Origin of the sequence: Enterococcus sp. DIV1059_2 (assembly GCF_051713685.1) — a bacterium.
GTDB lineage: Bacteria > Bacillota > Bacilli > Lactobacillales > Enterococcaceae > Enterococcus_D > Enterococcus_D casseliflavus.
Map to the genome: position 1 here is coordinate 1,952,157 of NZ_JBIOQK010000001.1, position 16,766 is coordinate 1,968,922.

General features: G+C 44.0%; 15 protein-coding genes. 1 reads left to right on the forward strand and 14 read right to left on the reverse strand.

What is annotated here, in order from left to right; genetic code table 11:
- Window positions 1–3 precede the first annotated feature (3 nt).
- The 12 genes from carB to IGI72_RS09150 all read right to left on the reverse strand — a co-directional run bounded on the left by carB (window position 4) and on the right by IGI72_RS09150 (window position 13,646).
- Window positions 4–3,189, reverse strand: coding sequence for a carbamoyl-phosphate synthase large subunit (carB, locus tag IGI72_RS09095; protein ID WP_034868615.1), 3,186 nt, complete (start codon window positions 3,187–3,189; stop codon window positions 4–6).
- A 1-nt stretch (window position 3,190) separates the two neighbouring features.
- The gene (locus IGI72_RS09100; protein ID WP_010748372.1) at window positions 3,191–4,270 is read right to left on the reverse strand and encodes a carbamoyl phosphate synthase small subunit; all 1,080 of its coding nucleotides are present in this window, start codon (window positions 4,268–4,270) and stop codon (window positions 3,191–3,193) included.
- Between the two features lies 1 nt (window position 4,271).
- A complete protein-coding gene (locus IGI72_RS09105) occupies window positions 4,272–5,555 on the reverse strand; it encodes a dihydroorotase (protein WP_015509725.1) in 1,284 nt (427 codons plus the stop codon).
- A gap of 36 nt (window positions 5,556–5,591) precedes the next feature.
- Complete coding sequence (locus IGI72_RS09110) at window positions 5,592–6,518, reverse strand: aspartate carbamoyltransferase catalytic subunit (RefSeq protein WP_015509726.1); 927 nt, start codon at window positions 6,516–6,518, stop codon at window positions 5,592–5,594.
- Between the two features lie 47 nt (window positions 6,519–6,565).
- The gene (locus tag IGI72_RS09115) at window positions 6,566–7,846 is read right to left on the reverse strand and encodes a solute carrier family 23 protein (RefSeq protein WP_005226119.1); all 1,281 of its coding nucleotides are present in this window, start codon (window positions 7,844–7,846) and stop codon (window positions 6,566–6,568) included.
- 19 nt (window positions 7,847–7,865) lie between these two features.
- Window positions 7,866–8,402 carry a bifunctional pyr operon transcriptional regulator/uracil phosphoribosyltransferase PyrR gene (pyrR, locus tag IGI72_RS09120; protein WP_005231374.1) on the reverse strand — a complete coding sequence of 179 codons (537 nt, stop codon included), beginning with the start codon at window positions 8,400–8,402 and terminating at the stop codon, window positions 7,866–7,868.
- 243 nt (window positions 8,403–8,645) lie between these two features.
- Window positions 8,646–9,554, reverse strand: a complete 909-nt coding sequence (locus IGI72_RS09125; RefSeq protein WP_005226121.1) for an RluA family pseudouridine synthase — start codon at window positions 9,552–9,554, stop codon at window positions 8,646–8,648.
- Complete coding sequence (lspA, locus tag IGI72_RS09130) at window positions 9,538–10,023, reverse strand: signal peptidase II (RefSeq protein ID WP_005226122.1); 486 nt, start codon at window positions 10,021–10,023, stop codon at window positions 9,538–9,540. The genes IGI72_RS09125 and lspA overlap by 17 nt, the downstream gene beginning before the upstream one ends.
- Complete coding sequence (locus IGI72_RS09135) at window positions 10,020–10,727, reverse strand: CBS domain-containing protein (protein ID WP_438753904.1); 708 nt, start codon at window positions 10,725–10,727, stop codon at window positions 10,020–10,022. The genes lspA and IGI72_RS09135 overlap by 4 nt, the downstream gene beginning before the upstream one ends.
- Window positions 10,720–11,127, reverse strand: coding sequence for a hypothetical protein (locus tag IGI72_RS09140; protein ID WP_074933801.1), 408 nt, complete (start codon window positions 11,125–11,127; stop codon window positions 10,720–10,722). Before IGI72_RS09140 ends, IGI72_RS09135 begins: the two co-directional genes overlap by 8 nt.
- 228 nt (window positions 11,128–11,355) lie before the next feature.
- Window positions 11,356–13,026, reverse strand: a complete 1,671-nt coding sequence (locus IGI72_RS09145) for a formate--tetrahydrofolate ligase (protein ID WP_438753906.1) — start codon at window positions 13,024–13,026, stop codon at window positions 11,356–11,358.
- A 209-nt stretch (window positions 13,027–13,235) separates the two neighbouring features.
- Complete coding sequence (locus tag IGI72_RS09150) at window positions 13,236–13,646, reverse strand: EbsA family protein (protein WP_015509732.1); 411 nt, start codon at window positions 13,644–13,646, stop codon at window positions 13,236–13,238.
- A gap of 65 nt (window positions 13,647–13,711) precedes the next feature.
- Between IGI72_RS09150 and IGI72_RS09155 the strand changes: the two genes are divergently transcribed.
- On the forward strand, window positions 13,712–14,128 hold the full coding sequence (locus IGI72_RS09155) for a ribonuclease HI family protein (RefSeq protein ID WP_438753908.1): 417 nt from the start codon (window positions 13,712–13,714) through the stop codon (window positions 14,126–14,128).
- Here IGI72_RS09155 and cls read toward each other — a convergent pair.
- Together cls and IGI72_RS09165 are read right to left on the reverse strand one after the other, a co-directional pair.
- Entirely contained in the window at window positions 14,108–15,574 is a 1,467-nt protein-coding gene (gene cls, locus IGI72_RS09160; protein WP_015509734.1) for a cardiolipin synthase, read from the reverse strand. The genes IGI72_RS09155 and cls overlap by 21 nt on opposite strands.
- A 24-nt stretch (window positions 15,575–15,598) precedes the next feature.
- Complete coding sequence (locus IGI72_RS09165) at window positions 15,599–16,741, reverse strand: cation diffusion facilitator family transporter (RefSeq protein ID WP_060791946.1); 1,143 nt, start codon at window positions 16,739–16,741, stop codon at window positions 15,599–15,601.
- Between the last annotated feature and the right edge of the window lie 25 nt (window positions 16,742–16,766).

A 16,766-nucleotide genomic window follows, 5' to 3' on the forward strand; every position in this document is an offset into this window, starting at 1 on the left:
GCGTTAAATTGCTTTCGTTGAAAAACTGCGGGATTCCATCACTTTTAGAATCGCATCCGCTGTATCAAGAGAAGTAAAGGTCGGTACACCATGTTCCACCGCTTCACGGCGGATGATAAATCCGTCTTCCGTTGCATTTTGGCGATCTTTGTCCATGGTATTGACTACTACTTGGGTCGTTCCTTTACGGATCAAATCAACAACCGTTTCTTCTGCTTGCTGTTCGGAAATCTTGGCAACCCGAGTCACTTGTAGTCCTTTTTCTTCAAAGTAATCGGCGGTTCCATTGGTAGCCAATAAGGTGAAGCCGACCTCTACGAAACGCGCTGCCAGTGCTGCTGCCTCTTCTTTGCTTTCGTCTGCAACGGTGAAAAGTGCTTTTCCAAATTCAGGAATATGCAGACCTGATGCCTCAAAAGCTTTATAAAGTGCTTTTGCCAAATCTTTGTCTGATCCCATTACTTCACCCGTTGATTTCATTTCAGGGCCTAAGTAAGTATCGACTTTTAAAAGTTTTGTAAAGGAGAAGACAGGTGCTTTGATGTGTACTTCATTTGGTGTTGGCGCAAGTCCGTCTTGATAACCTAATGCTGTGATCTCTTCCCCGAGAATCGCCTTCGTGGCAATTTGGGCCATTGGGATCTCTGTTACCTTGCTTAAAAATGGCACGGTTCGGCTAGCACGAGGATTTACTTCAATGACATACACTTTGTTCTCATGGATGACAAATTGGATATTCATCATACCGATACAATTTAAACCTAATGCCAAGCGTTTGGTATATTCTTCGATCGTAGCAATTAGTTCATCCGAAAGATTTTGCGGTGGATAGACCGCCATTGAATCTCCTGAATGGACCCCTGCACGCTCGATATGTTCCATGATTCCAGGAATCAAAACAGTTTTGCCGTCACAGATAGCATCGACTTCACATTCTTTACCGACCAAGTAACGATCGACCAAAACAGGATGTTCTGGTGATGCTTTCACTGCATGACGCATATAATCTTCTAAATCGGCTTGGTTTTCCACGATTTCCATCGCACGTCCCCCTAAGACATAACTTGGGCGGACTAAAACAGGATAGCCGATTTCTTGAGCGATGGCGATCGCTTCTTGTTCGTTCGTCGCTGTATCCCCTGGTGGTTGCGGAATATCTAGCGCTTGTAATGCTTGCTCAAAGAGATCACGATTTTCAGCACGATCAAGATCTTCAATGCTGGTGCCTAAGATTTTGACCCCAGCTTTTACTAAAGGCTCTGCTAAGTTGATCGCCGTTTGCCCGCCAAATTGGACGATGACCCCAATGGGTTGTTCCAAATCGATGACGTGTAAGACATCCTCTAAGGTCAATGGTTCAAAGTACAGCTTGTCGGAGATAGAAAAGTCAGTCGAAACCGTTTCAGGATTACTGTTCATGATGATCGCTTCATAGCCAGCAGCTTGGATCGCTTTCACCGAGTGCACTGTTGCATAGTCGAACTCCACCCCTTGTCCGATTCGGATCGGTCCAGAACCTAGGACAAGAACAGATTCTTTTTCACTGCGCTTGCTTTCATTCTCAAACTCATAGGTACTGTAGAAATAAGGTGTTGCTGATTCAAATTCTGCGGCACATGTATCTACCATTTTGTAGACGGGCAAAATCTTTTGCTCATGACGCAGCGTGCGGATCTCAGCTTCCGTGGTTTCCCACAGCTCAGCAATCTTTTTATCCGTAAAGCCGTTTTGCTTGGCTTTTTTCAACACATCAAGGGAATGTGGTTCGTTTGCTAATGCTTGTTCGATCTCAAAGATGTGAAGCATCTTATCCAAGAAGAACAAGTCGATTTTCGTCATTTCGTTCAAATCTTCGATGGTGTACCCTCTTCGGATGGCTTCCATGACGTAGAATAGGCGATCATCTTGCGCCTTGATGACTTTTTCCATCAGATCATTGTCAGAAAGAGCTTCTAATTCTTTCATTTCGATATGGTGTGTGCCGATCTCCAATGAACGAACGGCTTTTAATAATGACTCTTCAATATTACGACCGATCGCCATCACTTCACCAGTCGCTTTCATTTGTGTTCCTAATCGACGTTCCCCAGTTTCAAACTTGTCAAACGGCCAGCGAGGAATTTTTGCGACGACATAGTCAAGGGCGGGTTCAAATTCTGCATACGTCGTTTCTGTGACTGGATTTTTCATTTCATCCAATGTTAAACCGACGGCAATTTTCGCTGCCAGTTTGGCAATCGGGTACCCTGTAGCTTTACTTGCTAACGCAGAGGAACGTGAGACCCGTGGATTTACTTCAATGACATAGTAGTTGAAGCTATGAGGATCAAGCGCCAATTGAACGTTACAGCCACCTTCGATTTTTAACGCGCGGATGATTTTTAATGAGGCATCCCGTAACATTTGGTATTCATGGTCTGACAAAGTTTGGCTCGGCGCAAAGACGATGGAATCGCCGGTGTGGATACCGACTGGATCGAAGTTTTCCATATTACAAACGACGATCGCGTTGTCAGCAGAATCTCGCATCACTTCATATTCAATCTCTTTATATCCAGCAATACTCCGTTCAATCAAGCATTGGGTCACTGGCGAGAGCTTCAAGCCGTTTTCAGCGATTTGGCGAAGTTCTTCTTCATTGTTACACATGCCGCCGCCCGTTCCTCCTAGCGTAAATGCTGGACGAACAATGATTGGAAAGCCGATTTTTTTTGCAAATTCAACTGCTGCTTCCACCGTTGACACGATTTCTGATTCTGGGATCGGTTGATCCAATTCTTCCATTAATTGTTTGAATAGATCTCTGTCTTCTGCCTGGTCGATTGCTGCTAATTTAGTTCCTAGCAACTCAATTCCTAATTCATCCAAAATACCTGAGTTGGCTAATTCCATCGCCATATTCAAGCCCGTTTGTCCGCCTAATGTCGGTAAAATTGCATCAGGCTGTTCTTTACGTAAAATCCGTGAGACAAACTCAAATGTGATTGGTTCAATGTAGACTTTGTCAGCAATTTCTTTGTCCGTCATGATCGTTGCGGGATTCGAATTGACTAACACCACTTCGTAGCCTTCTTCTCGTAAAGCTAAACAAGCTTGTGTACCGGCATAATCAAACTCTGCCGCTTGTCCTATAATAATCGGTCCAGAACCGATAACCATGATTTTCTTGATATCTGTACGTTTTGGCATATTAGTTCTGCTCCTTCCATGCATCGATCATCTCTAAAAATTCGTCAAATAAGTGGACTGCATCATGCGGGCCCGGTGCCGCATCTGGGTGGTATTGGACACTGAATGCTGGGTAACGGCGATGACGAACCCCTTCGATCGTGCCATCGTTCACTTCGACGTGGGTCACCATTAGTTTTTCTGGATCGATGGATGCTTCATCCACAGCAAAGCCATGGTTTTGTGAGGTAAAATCGATCCGACCAGTGGCGATCTCTCTTACCGGATGGTTTAATCCGCGGTGACCGAATTTCATTTTATAGGTATCTGCCCCATTCGCTAATGAGAAGAGCTGATGGCCTAAACAAATCCCGAAGATTGGTACCTTGCCTTGAATCCCTTGTATCATTTTAATTGCTTCTGGCAAGCTTTTGGGATCGCCTGGTCCATTCGTCAGCATTACACCATCTGGTGCGAGGTCTAAAATTTCTTGGGCTGTCGTATTGTATGGCAAAATCGTTAAATTGCAGTTGCGGCGTGACAACTCCCGTAAAATACTGTGCTTTAAGCCGAAGTCGATGACTACGATATTGCGACCCGTTCCAGGACTTGGATAAGGTTTTGAGGTAGAAACTTGTGCCACTTGATTGGTTGGTAAAACCGCCGCTTTTAATTGATCAAAGGCATGATCAAAGACATCGCCTGCATCAACGATACTCGCTTTCATGGTCCCGTGTTGACGAATCTTTCTCGTCAGCGCTCGTGTATCGATTCCTGCGATCCCTGGAATATTTTTGCGTTTTAAAAATTCGTCTAACGTCAGCTGCTTCCGCCAATTGCTTGCTAGACGCGCGTGTTCTTTCACAACAACCCCTTTACAAGTCGGTGAAATTGATTCGTAATCGTCTCGGTTGACGCCGTAATTGCCAACCATCGGATACGTAAACGTAATGATTTGTCCGTTAAAGCTTTGATCCGTAATGGCTTCTTGATACCCTGTCATGCTTGTGGTAAAAACGATCTCACCAAAAACATTGACACTGGCACCAAACCCTTCGCCTTCAAAGTATGTTCCATCTTCTAAAATAAGCCAACGCTTCATATTATTGCCCACCTTTTTGCCATACTGTTTTACCATTTACAAATGTATAACTCGTATCCCCATATAACGTCCATCCACCGAAAGGCGTATTGACTCCTTTTGATAGGAATTGCTTAGGATCCACGTTATAAGCTGATTCTAAGTCAAAAATTGCCAGGTCGGCTTTGTCTCCGACCATCATCGTTCCAGCACTTAGACCAAAGAGCGACGCTGGTTTCACGGTCATCCAATCCACTAGCTGCTGCAAGGTAAAGCGTCCTGTTTTCACAAAATGAGTGTACAACAATTGGAAGGCATATTCTGATCCGACGATGCCAAAGGGTGCTTTTAAAAAGCTTTGCATTTTTTCTTCATAGCCATGTGGGGCATGATCCGTTGCGATACAATCGATCGTGCCATCCAACAGACCTTCGATCAACGCTTCACGGTCTTCTTGCCCACGTAACGGTGGGTTCATTTTCCAAAAGCCTTCATCGGCAGGAATATCTTCATCGATGAGAAGCAAATGGTGGGGAGAAACTTCGGCTGTCACATGGATCCCAGCTTTTTTGGCATCTCGAATCACTCGAACACTTTCTTTCGTAGAGACATGGCAGACATGGTAATGGGCTCCTGTTGCTTCCGCTAAAAGCACATCCCGAGCGATTTGAGATGCTTCTGTTACACTCAAGATCCCTGGCAATCCAAGTTCTTCCGCTTTTTTACCAGCATGCATCACGCCGCCAAAGAGTAAGGAATCATCTTCTGTATGGGCAACCAATGCCAAGTCATTTTCGGCGGCTTGCTTCATTGCCAAATACATTGTGCCAGCAGTCTGAACCCCGACACCGTCATTTGTTAAGGCAAATGCCCCCGCGGCTTTCATTCCAGCTGCATCCGTCAACGTTTCGCTGCGCAAGTTTTCGGTGATCGGGGCGTATTGTAAGACATTGATTGATGCATCTGCGTTGATTTTTTCGTAAACAGCTGCTAATTTTTCTGGTGTATCAGGAACTGGGTCAAGGTTTGGCATTGCGCAAACTGTCGTAAACCCGCCACGAGCGGCTGCCATGCTGCCCGTTTCGATTGTTTCTTTGTATTCAAAGCCCGGTTCTCTGAAGTGTACATGAACATCCACTAAACCTGGTGTGATCAATTGCTCTTTGGCATCGATGACTTCGTCAAAATCTGTTTCGGGAAATTCTGTACCGATCCCGCGAATGATTCCGTCTTCGATCCAAATTGCTGCAGGAACACAGTGATTGTCTTTTTTGATGATTTTACCGTTTTTAATGAGCGTTTTCATGTAAACTTCCTCCTCTAATTCATTCCTTTTTGCCTGTTAGGCCTTACCGTTCAACACCGCTTCAAGAATTGCCATTCGAACAAAGACGCCATTGGACATCTGGGTGATGATTCGCGAGCGTAAGCTTTCAACTAAGGCATCAGCTAACTCCACATCGCGATTGACTGGTGCTGGGTGCATAATGATCGCATGCTCTTTCATTCTTGCGGCGCGTTCGACGGTCAACCCGTGATTTTTTAAGTATTCTTCTTTTGAAAAGCTTTCCGTTCCATCATGGCGCTCGTGCTGGACACGAAGCATCATCATGACATCGACTTCTTCGACCAATTCGTCGAGTGGCATCCAGTGACCGTATACTTCAAATTCTTCGTCATACCATTCCTTTGGACCTGAGAAGAAGACTTTCGCGCCGAGACGCTTCAACATTTGCATGTTTGATTTTGCGACCCGTGAGTGGGTGATGTCGCCTACGATTGCGACTTTCAAGTCGTCAAAGTGCCCGAACTCTTCATAGATTGTCATCAGATCTAGCAAACATTGCGTTGGGTGTTGGCCGCTGCCGTCCCCGCCATTGATGATACTGCACTGGATCGTTTTGCTTTGGATCAAAGAGTCGTAGTAGTTTTCATCGCCATGGCGAATGACCGCAACGTCTACACCTAAAGCCGACATCGTCAAGACCGTGTCATACAAGGTCTCGCCTTTTTGAACAGAGCTGGTGGAGGCTTCAAATTCGATGACTTCGATCCCTAGTTTTTTCTCAGCAACATCGAAGCTTTTGTGGGTTCTGGTACTGTTCTCAAAAAAGAGATTTGTTGCGAAATATTGTTCTTTTTGGGGCATCCATTTCGCCCCTCTTTTGAATTCTTGTCCTCTGCGGATGAGTCCCATCACTTCACGGTCTGTCAATGCTTCGACCGTCAAAAGATGCTTTAAGCTGATTCTTTCGGATTGAATAATCATGAATGAATTCCTCCTTTGATTCTGTTTAAACGATGAGTTGGCACAAGTTATTTTTCTTCGCTGCGAGAGCTGTCAGGTAAAATAAGATTCAAGAAGATTCCTAGGACAGTTGCTAACGCCATTGCGGATAAGGTGAAGGTCCCGACCGTGAAGACAAGCCCGCCGATTCCTACCACAAGGATCACTGACGCAATGATCAAATTCTTTTTACGATCAAAATCGATTTTATTGTCGATCAAAATTTTTAACCCGCTGGCAGCGATGACGCCAAAGAGCAGGAAGCTGATCCCTGAGATGACTGGACCAGGAATACTTAAGATCAATGCGCTTAGTTTTCCAACGAAGCCTAGTACGATGGCTAGAATTGCCGCACCACCGATGACGAACACGCTGTGGACGCGTGTAATGGCTAAAACCCCGATGTTTTCTCCGTAACTTGTCACTGGGGGTCCCCCAACGAGACCGGCTGCGATTTGAGCAAAACCATCGCCCAAAAGTGTTCGGTTCAAGCCTGGCTCTTCAAAAAAGTTCCGCTTGGTTAATTTGTTCAAGACCATCAGATGACCGATGTGTTCGGTCATGGTAACAAAAGCGATCGGCGCCATCGTCGTGATCGCATTCAGATACAGTTTTGGTTCATAGTTAATGAAGGGAATCTCGAAGCTCGGCATGCCAAACCAGTTGGCGTCAATGATGGGCTGTACATCGACGATTCCCGCTGCTAAGGCGATCAAGTATCCGCCCACGATCCCCAGAAGGATCGGAATCAGTCCTAAGAACCCTCGCAGAAACATATTGAAGAAAATCGTTAATCCTAAGGTAGCCAACGCTACCAGAATGTACTTGAAATCGTAGACTGAGTCATTGTACATCGCATTCTGAGCTGCGTTAGCGGCTAACCCTAATCCAATCACCATAATCACAGGACCGACAATGATCGGTGGTAAGATCTTATCCAACCAAGCAGCACCTGCACGTTTAATGATCATCGAAACGATCACGTAGACCAACCCAGTCGTGATGGCGCCTTGTGCGATAGCTGGGTAGCCGTCAGATTTCATCAGCATCTGCATCGCTGCGATAAACGCAAAGCTGCTGCCTAGATACGCTGGAATCTTCCCTTTCGTCGTAACCAAGTAAACCAATGTTCCAATACCTGAACTAACTAATGCGATGCTGGGGTTGATCCCAACGAGGATCGGAACTAAAACGGTTGCCCCAAACATCGTGAAAAGATGTTGTAAGCTTAGGCCTAACCAAGGCAGTGCTTTGGGCCGATCTTTGATGTCTAAAACTGCGTCTGGATTACGAAATTCTTGCTTCTGCATGTTGCTGTCACTCTTCTTCCTAGTCGTTTTCTTTATTGATCATGATCCGGTCAGAACCATCTGATTCTTCCATCTCCACGATAATTTCTTCACTTAAAGCAGTTGGAATATTTTTTCCAACAAAATCTGCCCGAATCGGCAGTTCACGATGACCGCGGTCAACTAAAACGGCGAGTGAGATTCTTTTTGGTCGACCAATATCCATGATTGCATCCAAAGCTGCCCGAATCGTTCGTCCTGTAAACAAGACATCATCGATCAAGATGACTTCTTTGCCATCAATGGCAGTCGGGATGTCTGATGAATGGATCTCTGGATCATCTTCTGTCTTTTTGTCATCTCGGTACAAGGTGATGTCCAATTCACCGACAGGTACTTCTACGCCTTCTAGTTGTTTTAAACGTTCTGCTATTCGTTGCGCGATATAGATGCCGCGGGTTTTGATCCCTACCAGCACCAAGTTATCAATGCCGCGATTTCTTTCAATAATTTCATAGGTGATCCGCGTTAACGCTCGTTTCATTGTTACTGCATCTACTACTTCTTTCGCTGCCATATGTTATTCCCTCCTAATTTTGAACATAAAAAAACTCCTACCTGCTTGAGGTAGGAGTCATGTTTTCCGATCGTTGCCTAAAATCCCATTCTGTGGATTTTGGGTACACGTTATCATCTAGTAAGGGTTCGAATCTCCAACGCGGGAGTCGTCTGCTTACTCATTCCTTCTTAGCCTCACGGGACTACATTTAAAGGAGCTATTTAGTTGTTACAATTACTATACAGTTCTCACACAAAAAAATCAATCATTTTTTCGCAATTTTTTTAACGTGTCGGCGAACAGCTCTGGTAATGGCGCTTCAAAGACCAGCGACTCGCCTGTTGTTGGGTGGGTGAAGCCTAGAAGCTTGGCATGTAAAAACTGCCCATTGCCTTTTAGCGTGCGTTTAGGTCCATATAGCGGATCGCCAGCTAGCGGAAAACCGATGTACTGCATGTGGACTCTTATTTGATGGGTTCTTCCTGTTTCCAGCTGTAGTTCTACTAAGGTGAACTGCTCGAAGCGCTCCAACACGGTGAAGTGAGTGACAGCGGGTTTGCCATTTTCGATCACGGCTTGCATTTTGCGATTGACTTTTGATCGACCGATTGGTGCATTGATGGTGCCTTTTTCGTGGCTGATCGTACCATGAACCAATGCTACGTACTTGCGTAACGATGTTTTGTCTTTCAATTGTTTCGCTAACGACTCATGTGCCTGATCATTTTTGGCGATCATTAACAGACCCGACGTATCTTTGTCGATTCGATGAACGATTCCTGGCCGAACAACATCATTGATCGTGGATAAATCATCCATATGGTACAATAACGCATTAACCAAGGTGCCATTTGGATGCCCAGCGGATGGATGAACCACCATCCCTTGCGGTTTGTTGATGACTGCCACATCAGCATCTTGATAGACGATCGTCAAAGGAATATTTTCTGGTTGTAAGTCTACAACTTCAGGTTCTGGTACTTGGATGATCAAGTGATCACCTGCTTTTACCTTATAATTTGCCCGAACCGTTTCGCCCTTCAATGTGACCGCATCTTCTTTTAGCCACTGCTGGATTTGTGACCGACTATGATTTGGCAAGCGTTCAGCCAACACTTTGTCGACCCGCCCTTTTTCTTCTTTAATGATTACTTCAATTTGCTTTTCCATTTGATTCTCCTTGTTTCCCTTTTGCTTCGTCATCTACCAGTGCATAAATAAAAATCAAGATCACCCCGAACACTAATGACATATCAGCGATATTGAAAATTGGGAAATTGATAAAATCAAGCTGGAACATATCGACCACAAAGCCATGCTGCAACCGATCGATAAAATTACCGATCGCCCCACCTAGAACAAACGCCAGTCCGAAACGAAACCATAGACTGCTTTTTTGGTAGCGAAACAATAGGTAAACAACAACAGCAACCGCGATAACGGTGATGATCGCAAAAAAGGTGATTTTTCCTTCTAGAATACTCCAAGCTGCGCCCGTATTCTGAAGATAGGTCAGGGACAACACATTGTCGATCAGAGAATGTGTTTCACCCAGTTGATAATTGGCAACGATCCAAATTTTCAGCCATTGATCCAAGCCAATGACAACAGCACTTAACAAAAAAAACAACGCGATCATAAATTTTCCACTCTTTCTTCTTTAAAAATATCTCGTGGACGGATGATGCCCAAGAGATTTCCATTCGGATTTTTATCCTTGGTGATCAAAACCGCCTCAAGCAGGGCATTTTTTTGATACAATTCTTCCACTTCTACGATGGTCGTTTCAGCCGACACGAAACAATAATTCGATCGTTTCCCATCTCCTGCTAATAATTCATCTGCCGTTCTGCCTGCCAACTTAATTTCACCATGGAGGCTTTCTTTCGCTAACCAGTATCCCAGCATCCGCAAGGTGATCAAGCCCAAAAATCGACCATTATCATAGATCGGAAATTGTGAATAGCGCTTTTGGGCAACGATTTTCAATAACTCTGGTAATGGCAGGTGCTTTTCAAAACCAGTCACTCGTTTCGCAAAACGCGGCATGACTTTTTCAGGTGCCAGTAAGGAGCGTTCAATTTCTTGGATGCGATTGACAACCCATTCATTCGGTTCCGCAATGACAAAGTTTTCTCCGATTTTTTCATGTACGATGGCATTGCGCAGCTGAGCCATTTGTAATAGATCATCTTCTGCTCTTCTGACATTGATATTTTTGCTTTTTGACAAGCGACGAACCATTTCAGAAAAACCCATATTCCGCGGATTATCCAATTCGTCACGAAGCCGCTTTTCAATTCGATTGAAACTGCTCAAAAATTGATCTGCACCACTAGCCATGAGGAACCTCCTTGATAAGATACGCTTTTTTTAAATAAATCAAAATAAAGACAAAATATGCCACTAAATACACACCGACAAAAAGCAACGAGTAAAGGGAGATGGATAATAAGCCCAATACCCCCATCATGAGAAAAAGGCTTAAATAAAAGCCGATATATATTCTTTTAAGCGCAGGATTCATCACGACCTCCAGCTTGAGCGCTGATTGGCCTTTTGGTAACTGAAAAGGCTGACTTTCTAAAAAAAACATGCGCACACGAATCGGCGTCTGCTCAGCTAGCCCCAAAAAAATCGTTTGCTGATGATTGATGGCAGCGATTCTTTTTTTTCCTTGCATGACCTCCAAGGGACTGCCCATTCCATAAAAACCAGTCCTCCTAGTTAGTTGTAGCTCCATTGACAAAGATCACCTCAATTGGTTAAGTATACTTGATTATCAAAAGAAAGAAAATAGACATTTGCTTGCTTCCTTGATTATTATAACAAGAAACCCTACTTTTATCTTCCATCACGTCTAATGAACGAGAAAAAGACGAATGCCGCTTGCACCCGTCCTTTCAAATCATCTCTTTCCGTTTTTCCGTTTCAAATGCCGCGAATGCCTTCTTTGTTTGTGATAGCTCTTTTAGAAAAGACCGATCGCTTGGCCATCAGAAGTCACGTCCATATTGATGGCGGCAGGTTTCTTCGGTAATCCTGGCATCGTCATCACGGCACCTGTCAAGGCTACGATAAAGCCAGCCCCTATTTTTGGCACGAATTCGCGAATCGTTACTGTAAAGTCATCTGGTGCGCCCAATCGCTTTGGATCATCACTGAAGGAATACTGGGTTTTTGCCATACAGATCGGCAGCTGATCCCAGCCTTGTTCTTTGAAGCTTTGCAACTGTGCCTTGGCTTTCGGCGCAAACTCAACCTCTGCCCCGCCATAGATTTCCCGCACGATCAAAGAAGCTTTATCCGCTAAAGGCAAATCGTCGGTATACAAGCGTTGATAGTTGGCAGGTTTTTCCTCGATTACTTGAACCACTGCTTTTGCTAGATCCGTTCCACCTGCACCACCGTCTGCCCAAACGGCTGTCCGTGCGATGGTGACGTCGATTTGCTGGCACATGGTTTCGACTAATGTTCGCTCCGCTTCGGTGTCTTGTGAGAACTCATTAAGCGCAACGACAACTGGAATCCCGTATTTACGCATGTTTTCAACATGTCGCTTTAAATTACTGAAGCCTAACTCTAATGCTTTTAAGTTTTCTGTCCCTAAATCAGTTACAGCGACCCCACCATGCATCTTCAGTGCTCTGATCGTCGCTACTACTACGATCGCATCTGGTGCCTTTGATAAGTTCGGTGTTTTGATATCAAGAAATTTCTCTGCCCCTAAGTCAGCACCAAACCCAGCTTCGGTCACCGTGTATTCGCCTAAGTGCAAAGCCGTCTCGGTTGCGATGACACTATTACACCCATGGGCAATATTCGCAAAAGGTCCGCCATGGATCAGCGCAGGGGTTCCTTCAATCGTTTGAACAAGATTCGGTTTGAGGGCATCTTTTAAAAGTAAGGCTAAAGCACCTTGGACCGCCAGATCTTTTACGTAAATCGGTTGTTTCTCAAAAGAATAACCAATTAAAATCTTTCCTAATCGCTCTTTTAAATTATCAATGCTTGTTGCCAAGCACAAAATCGCCATGATTTCACTAGCAACGGTGATGTCAAAACCGTCTTCTCGGGGAACGCCTTGTAACGGTCCCCCTAGACCGACGATCACTTGTCGTAACGCTCGATCATTCAAATCGACAACCCGTTTCCATGTGACCCGACGTCCGTCGATCCCCAACTCATTGCCTTGCTGGATATGGTTATCGATCAATGCAGACAAGGCATTGTTTGCTGCTGTGATCGCATGCATATCGCCAGTGAAGTGTAAGTTGATGTCCTCCATCGGCAACACTTGTGCTTTGCCGCCGCCGGTGGCGCCGCCTTTGATGCCCATTACTGGTCCTAAAGATGGCTCACGTAAGGCGATGACGGTTTGCTTGCCGATTTGATTTAACGCATCTGCAAGTCCAATGGTCACGGTTGACTTGCCTTCTCCAGCGGGTGTCGGACTGATCGCTGTGACTAAAATAAGTTTACCCAGCGGATTGTTTGCTTTTTCGGTGATTGCCGACCATTCGATTTTTGCTTTATACTTGCCATAAAGTTCCAGATCATCGCCTGTTAAACCAAGTGGTTCAGCAATTTCAATAATCGGTTTAGGCATTGATTCTTGTGCAATTTCGATATCTGATTTCATTTTTACCCTCAATTCACGAACTATTTAGCACTTTAAAATGTATTTTGTTTGCTATGCTCTTATTATACTTGATTTTATTCAGAAAGAAAGAGTGATTTTTCACACTTTTACAAGAAGTTTCACGAATCCTTTATGTAAACAAAAAACAACGTCCCTCCTAAGGCTGTAACGCCAAAAGGAGTGATCGTTGCTTTCTAGATTCCTATGAATTACTCGTTGGTTTCGATCTGCACCCTTTTTTCAGGGATTTTTTCTTGAAAAAAAGTTTCTAACCATGCCACATCTTTTTTACGCAACGTGAAGGTATACGTTTTTTGATGATCGGTAATGCTTATTAAACGGTTTATAATTTGCCATTTTTCTATCTCAGGTAAAGAAATAAGGCTTTTCTTCCATAAGCGCGCATAACGAATCAGGAGCAAATCATTCCTGATGAGCATGCTTCGGTGAATCCCTAACCATACAAAAAAGAAAAAGACGGCTAAAACGAGGTTGCTTTTCCAATAAGGTCTGGTATTTTCTAACGAAAGAATCAAACTGATAAATAATATCATCATAGTAAACGACCAATAAATGATCGCTGTAGCAGCTTCCGGTTGCCAATACAATTTACGCTTCATAAAAGTTCCTCACAACATAAAATTTCTAGTATACTATCTTTATCATATCAAAAAAGGGTGAGACAATGTTAAAAGTTTATCTTGATGCTTCCACGAAAGGCAACCCCGGCCCTAGTGGCGGTGGAATCGTCATTGTCGGTACTGATCTGCATGAACAAATTGCGTTTCCGCTACCTGATTCAACCAACCACCAAGCAGAGTTCGCTGTGATGGTCAACGCGTTGCAGCTGCTGATTGACAAAGGTTTACAGGAACAGACAATTATGCTCTATACCGACAGCAAAGTCGTTGCGCAGACCATCGACAAGAATTATACCAAAAACCCTGCTTTTTCTGATTATTTATCAGAAATTCAATACTTGTTGAAACAGTTCGCTTTAGCAATCATCCAATGGGTCCCTGAGAGTCAAAACAAAGGTGCCGACCATTTGGCACGCCAAGGATTAGCAAAAGCGATGAAATTAAAGGATCGGAGACAATAACCGAGAGAAGTTTTGTTTGAAGCGCAACCAGTAAGATTGCTTCGCCAAAATTTCATCCGTCAGTAATGTTGATTGTGCCATATCTTCTTCAAAGAAGCCTTTCAACGTTTGCGTGACATCGTGATCGTAGGCGAAGGCATTGACTTCAAAATTCAAGGCATAACTCCGAATGTCTTGATTCGTCGTCCCAAAGGAACTAATGGTATCATCCATCATGACCGTCTTCGCATGGAGGAAACCATTGTTATAGATGTAGATTTTTGCACCACGGCGATGCAAGTAATTAGCATAATGCTGTGTTGCCCGATAAATGAATGGGTGGTCAGGCATACATGGAATCATGATTCGGACGTCTACACCTGAGTGGATGGCAATTTCCAATGCGTTCATCATACTGTCATCAGGAATCAAATAAGGCGTTTGGATCCAAATCGATTCTTTGGCAGCTAAGATCATTTTTACAAAACCGCCTTTGAGAATTTGGGTCTCACTTTCAGGCCCATCAGCGACGATCTGCAAATCGACATTTCCAGAGCGCTCTTTCGGCGGTAGAATAAAGTAACGATCCTCGTATTCCAGCTGATCCTCTTCTCTTTTTACAGATGCGTTCCAGTCACGAATAAAAATCTCTTGTAGTGTAAAACTGGCAGTACCTACGATTCTCGCATGGGTGTCTCGCCAATAGCCAAATTTGGCCTTTTTCCCTAAATATTGATCGCCGACATTAAAGCCGCCAGTCCATCCGATTTGACCGTCGATCACAACGATTTTTCGATGTAGATGGTAGTTCAATCGTGTGTTGCGGATCAGGTTCTTCGAAGTGATGAAAGGCACGACTTTTCCACCGGCATCAATCAACGGTTGAAAGAATTTCCGATTGGCCTTCGGTGACCCCCATGGATCATAGACCAAACGCACTTCAACACCTTCACGGGCTTTATCGATCAAGATTGACAAGAATTGGCCACCGATCTCATCATTAAAAAACGAATAATACTCCACATGCAGATTATCTTCTGCTTGCTTCATGTCCTCAAACAATGCTGCAAATTTTTCTTTTCCATCTGTATAAAATTCTACTTTGTTTCCTTTCGTCAAGGGCGATTCATCAAGGTTCTTAAAATAGCGCTCTAATAGATGATTGTCATCTGAGTAAGGATGTTCAGGAAAAGAATAATTGTGCACTTTGATGATTTGATTCAACTCATTGATCCTACTTTGGTGGTGCTCACTAAATTTATAAATAATTTCTCCGTCGATCCCCCGACCACAAAACAAGTACAACAAGAACCCGATGCCGGGGATGAATACCAACGTCATCATCCAAGCAAAGACACTTGCAATCGAGCGTGGTTTCCGAAAAACAGTAATAAAGGCAGCGATCGTATTAATAAACAAAAGTGCCAATAATACCGTGGAAATCATGCTCATATCCATTTTTATCATAGTTTCCTCCTATATCCTGTAACCCTATAATAGGTAACTGTGATCGAAAGCAAGCTTCAATTCATAGTCCCCTAATGTTTCTTTGATTTTTTGTTTCAGCATTTCTTCGATTTCTTGATCACTATACGCCGATTTTGCGGGAATCACTAAATCAAAAGCCAACAGATCTCCTTTGACCTGAAAATCATGCATCCGTAACTGTGGGTCAACGAAGCGAATGATCTTTGACACTTCTTTTTTTAAATGCCGATACTGCTGATCTTGAATTGGTACTGGATCAAGATGACAGACCAGGTCGACCTTTAAAGATTGGCGAAAATCTTGTTCAATCGCATCAATCACCTCATGCGCTTCTCGTAAAGACCACGTTTCATCCACTTCGATATGCACACTGGCAAAGCGATTTTTCGGTCCATAATTATGAACCAGTAAATCATGGTAACCGAGAATCGTCGGATAGTGATCCAAGCGTTGCTCCATGGCAGCTACTTCTTCTTGGGTTGGGCGTGCCCCTAATAATTCGTTGATAAAGGAACGAATCATTTTGATTCCGCTAATCAAAATATACAAGGCAATCAGACAGCCGACAAAGCCATCGATACGTAGGCCAGTCAGCCACTCGATCGTCGCTGAAAACAAAACTGCCCCCGTTGTATACACATCGTTGAGACTGTCTTGTCCGCTGGCTTTAAGTGTTTGAGAGCCGATCAGGTTCGCCAGTTTGCGGTACATCGCTCCCTGCCAGATTTTGATCAAAATCGATAAGACCAAAACGATAAACAATAGTGGGGAAAGACGGATACTCGTCGGTTCCATTATGCGTTGCACAGAGCTGATGAGAAATTGGCCGCCAACAAACGTGATGATCAAAGATACTACAAACCCACTGATGGCTTCAAATCGCTCATGACCATATGGATGTTCACTGTCGGCTGGTTTCGCAGAGATCCGAAAACCGATCAATGTTAAAATAGACGAAGCGGTATCTGAAAGACTGTTGATGGCATCTGCCATAATCGAAACAGACTGGGCAGATAAGCCAATGATAAATTTCCCAGCAAATAATAGTAGGTTGGAAAGCAACCCGAGGCTACCTGCTAACTTCCCGATGGCTGTACGTTCGTAGACACCATTTTTTTTGCTGCGATTTAAAAAAAAGTTTAGCAAATCATCACCCTCTCAAAAAACTATC

Bases quoted from the DNA above. Each gene is read 5' to 3' on its own strand.
- carB (WP_034868615.1), bottom strand. From the start codon at position 3,189: ATGCCAAAACGTACAGATATCAAGAAAATCATGGTTATCGGTTCTGGA.
- IGI72_RS09100 (WP_010748372.1), bottom strand. From the start codon at position 4,270: ATGAAGCGTTGGCTTATTTTAGAAGATGGAACATACTTTGAAGGCGAA.
- IGI72_RS09105 (WP_015509725.1), bottom strand. From the start codon at position 5,555: ATGAAAACGCTCATTAAAAACGGTAAAATCATCAAAAAAGACAATCAC.
- IGI72_RS09110 (WP_015509726.1), bottom strand. From the start codon at position 6,518: ATGATTATTCAATCCGAAAGAATCAGCTTAAAGCATCTTTTGACGGTC.
- IGI72_RS09115 (WP_005226119.1), bottom strand. From the start codon at position 7,846: ATGCAGAAGCAAGAATTTCGTAATCCAGACGCAGTTTTAGACATCAAA.
- pyrR (WP_005231374.1), bottom strand. From the start codon at position 8,402: ATGGCAGCGAAAGAAGTAGTAGATGCAGTAACAATGAAACGAGCGTTA.
- IGI72_RS09125 (WP_005226121.1), bottom strand. From the start codon at position 9,554: ATGGAAAAGCAAATTGAAGTAATCATTAAAGAAGAAAAAGGGCGGGTC.
- lspA (WP_005226122.1), bottom strand. From the start codon at position 10,023: ATGATCGCGTTGTTTTTTTTGTTAAGTGCTGTTGTCATTGGCTTGGAT.
- IGI72_RS09135 (WP_438753904.1), bottom strand. From the start codon at position 10,727: ATGGCTAGTGGTGCAGATCAATTTTTGAGCAGTTTCAATCGAATTGAA.
- IGI72_RS09140 (WP_074933801.1), bottom strand. From the start codon at position 11,127: ATGGAGCTACAACTAACTAGGAGGACTGGTTTTTATGGAATGGGCAGT.
- IGI72_RS09145 (WP_438753906.1), bottom strand. From the start codon at position 13,026: ATGAAATCAGATATCGAAATTGCACAAGAATCAATGCCTAAACCGATT.
- IGI72_RS09150 (WP_015509732.1), bottom strand. From the start codon at position 13,646: ATGAAGCGTAAATTGTATTGGCAACCGGAAGCTGCTACAGCGATCATT.
- IGI72_RS09155 (WP_438753908.1), top strand. From the start codon at position 13,712: ATGTTAAAAGTTTATCTTGATGCTTCCACGAAAGGCAACCCCGGCCCT.
- cls (WP_015509734.1), bottom strand. From the start codon at position 15,574: ATGATAAAAATGGATATGAGCATGATTTCCACGGTATTATTGGCACTT.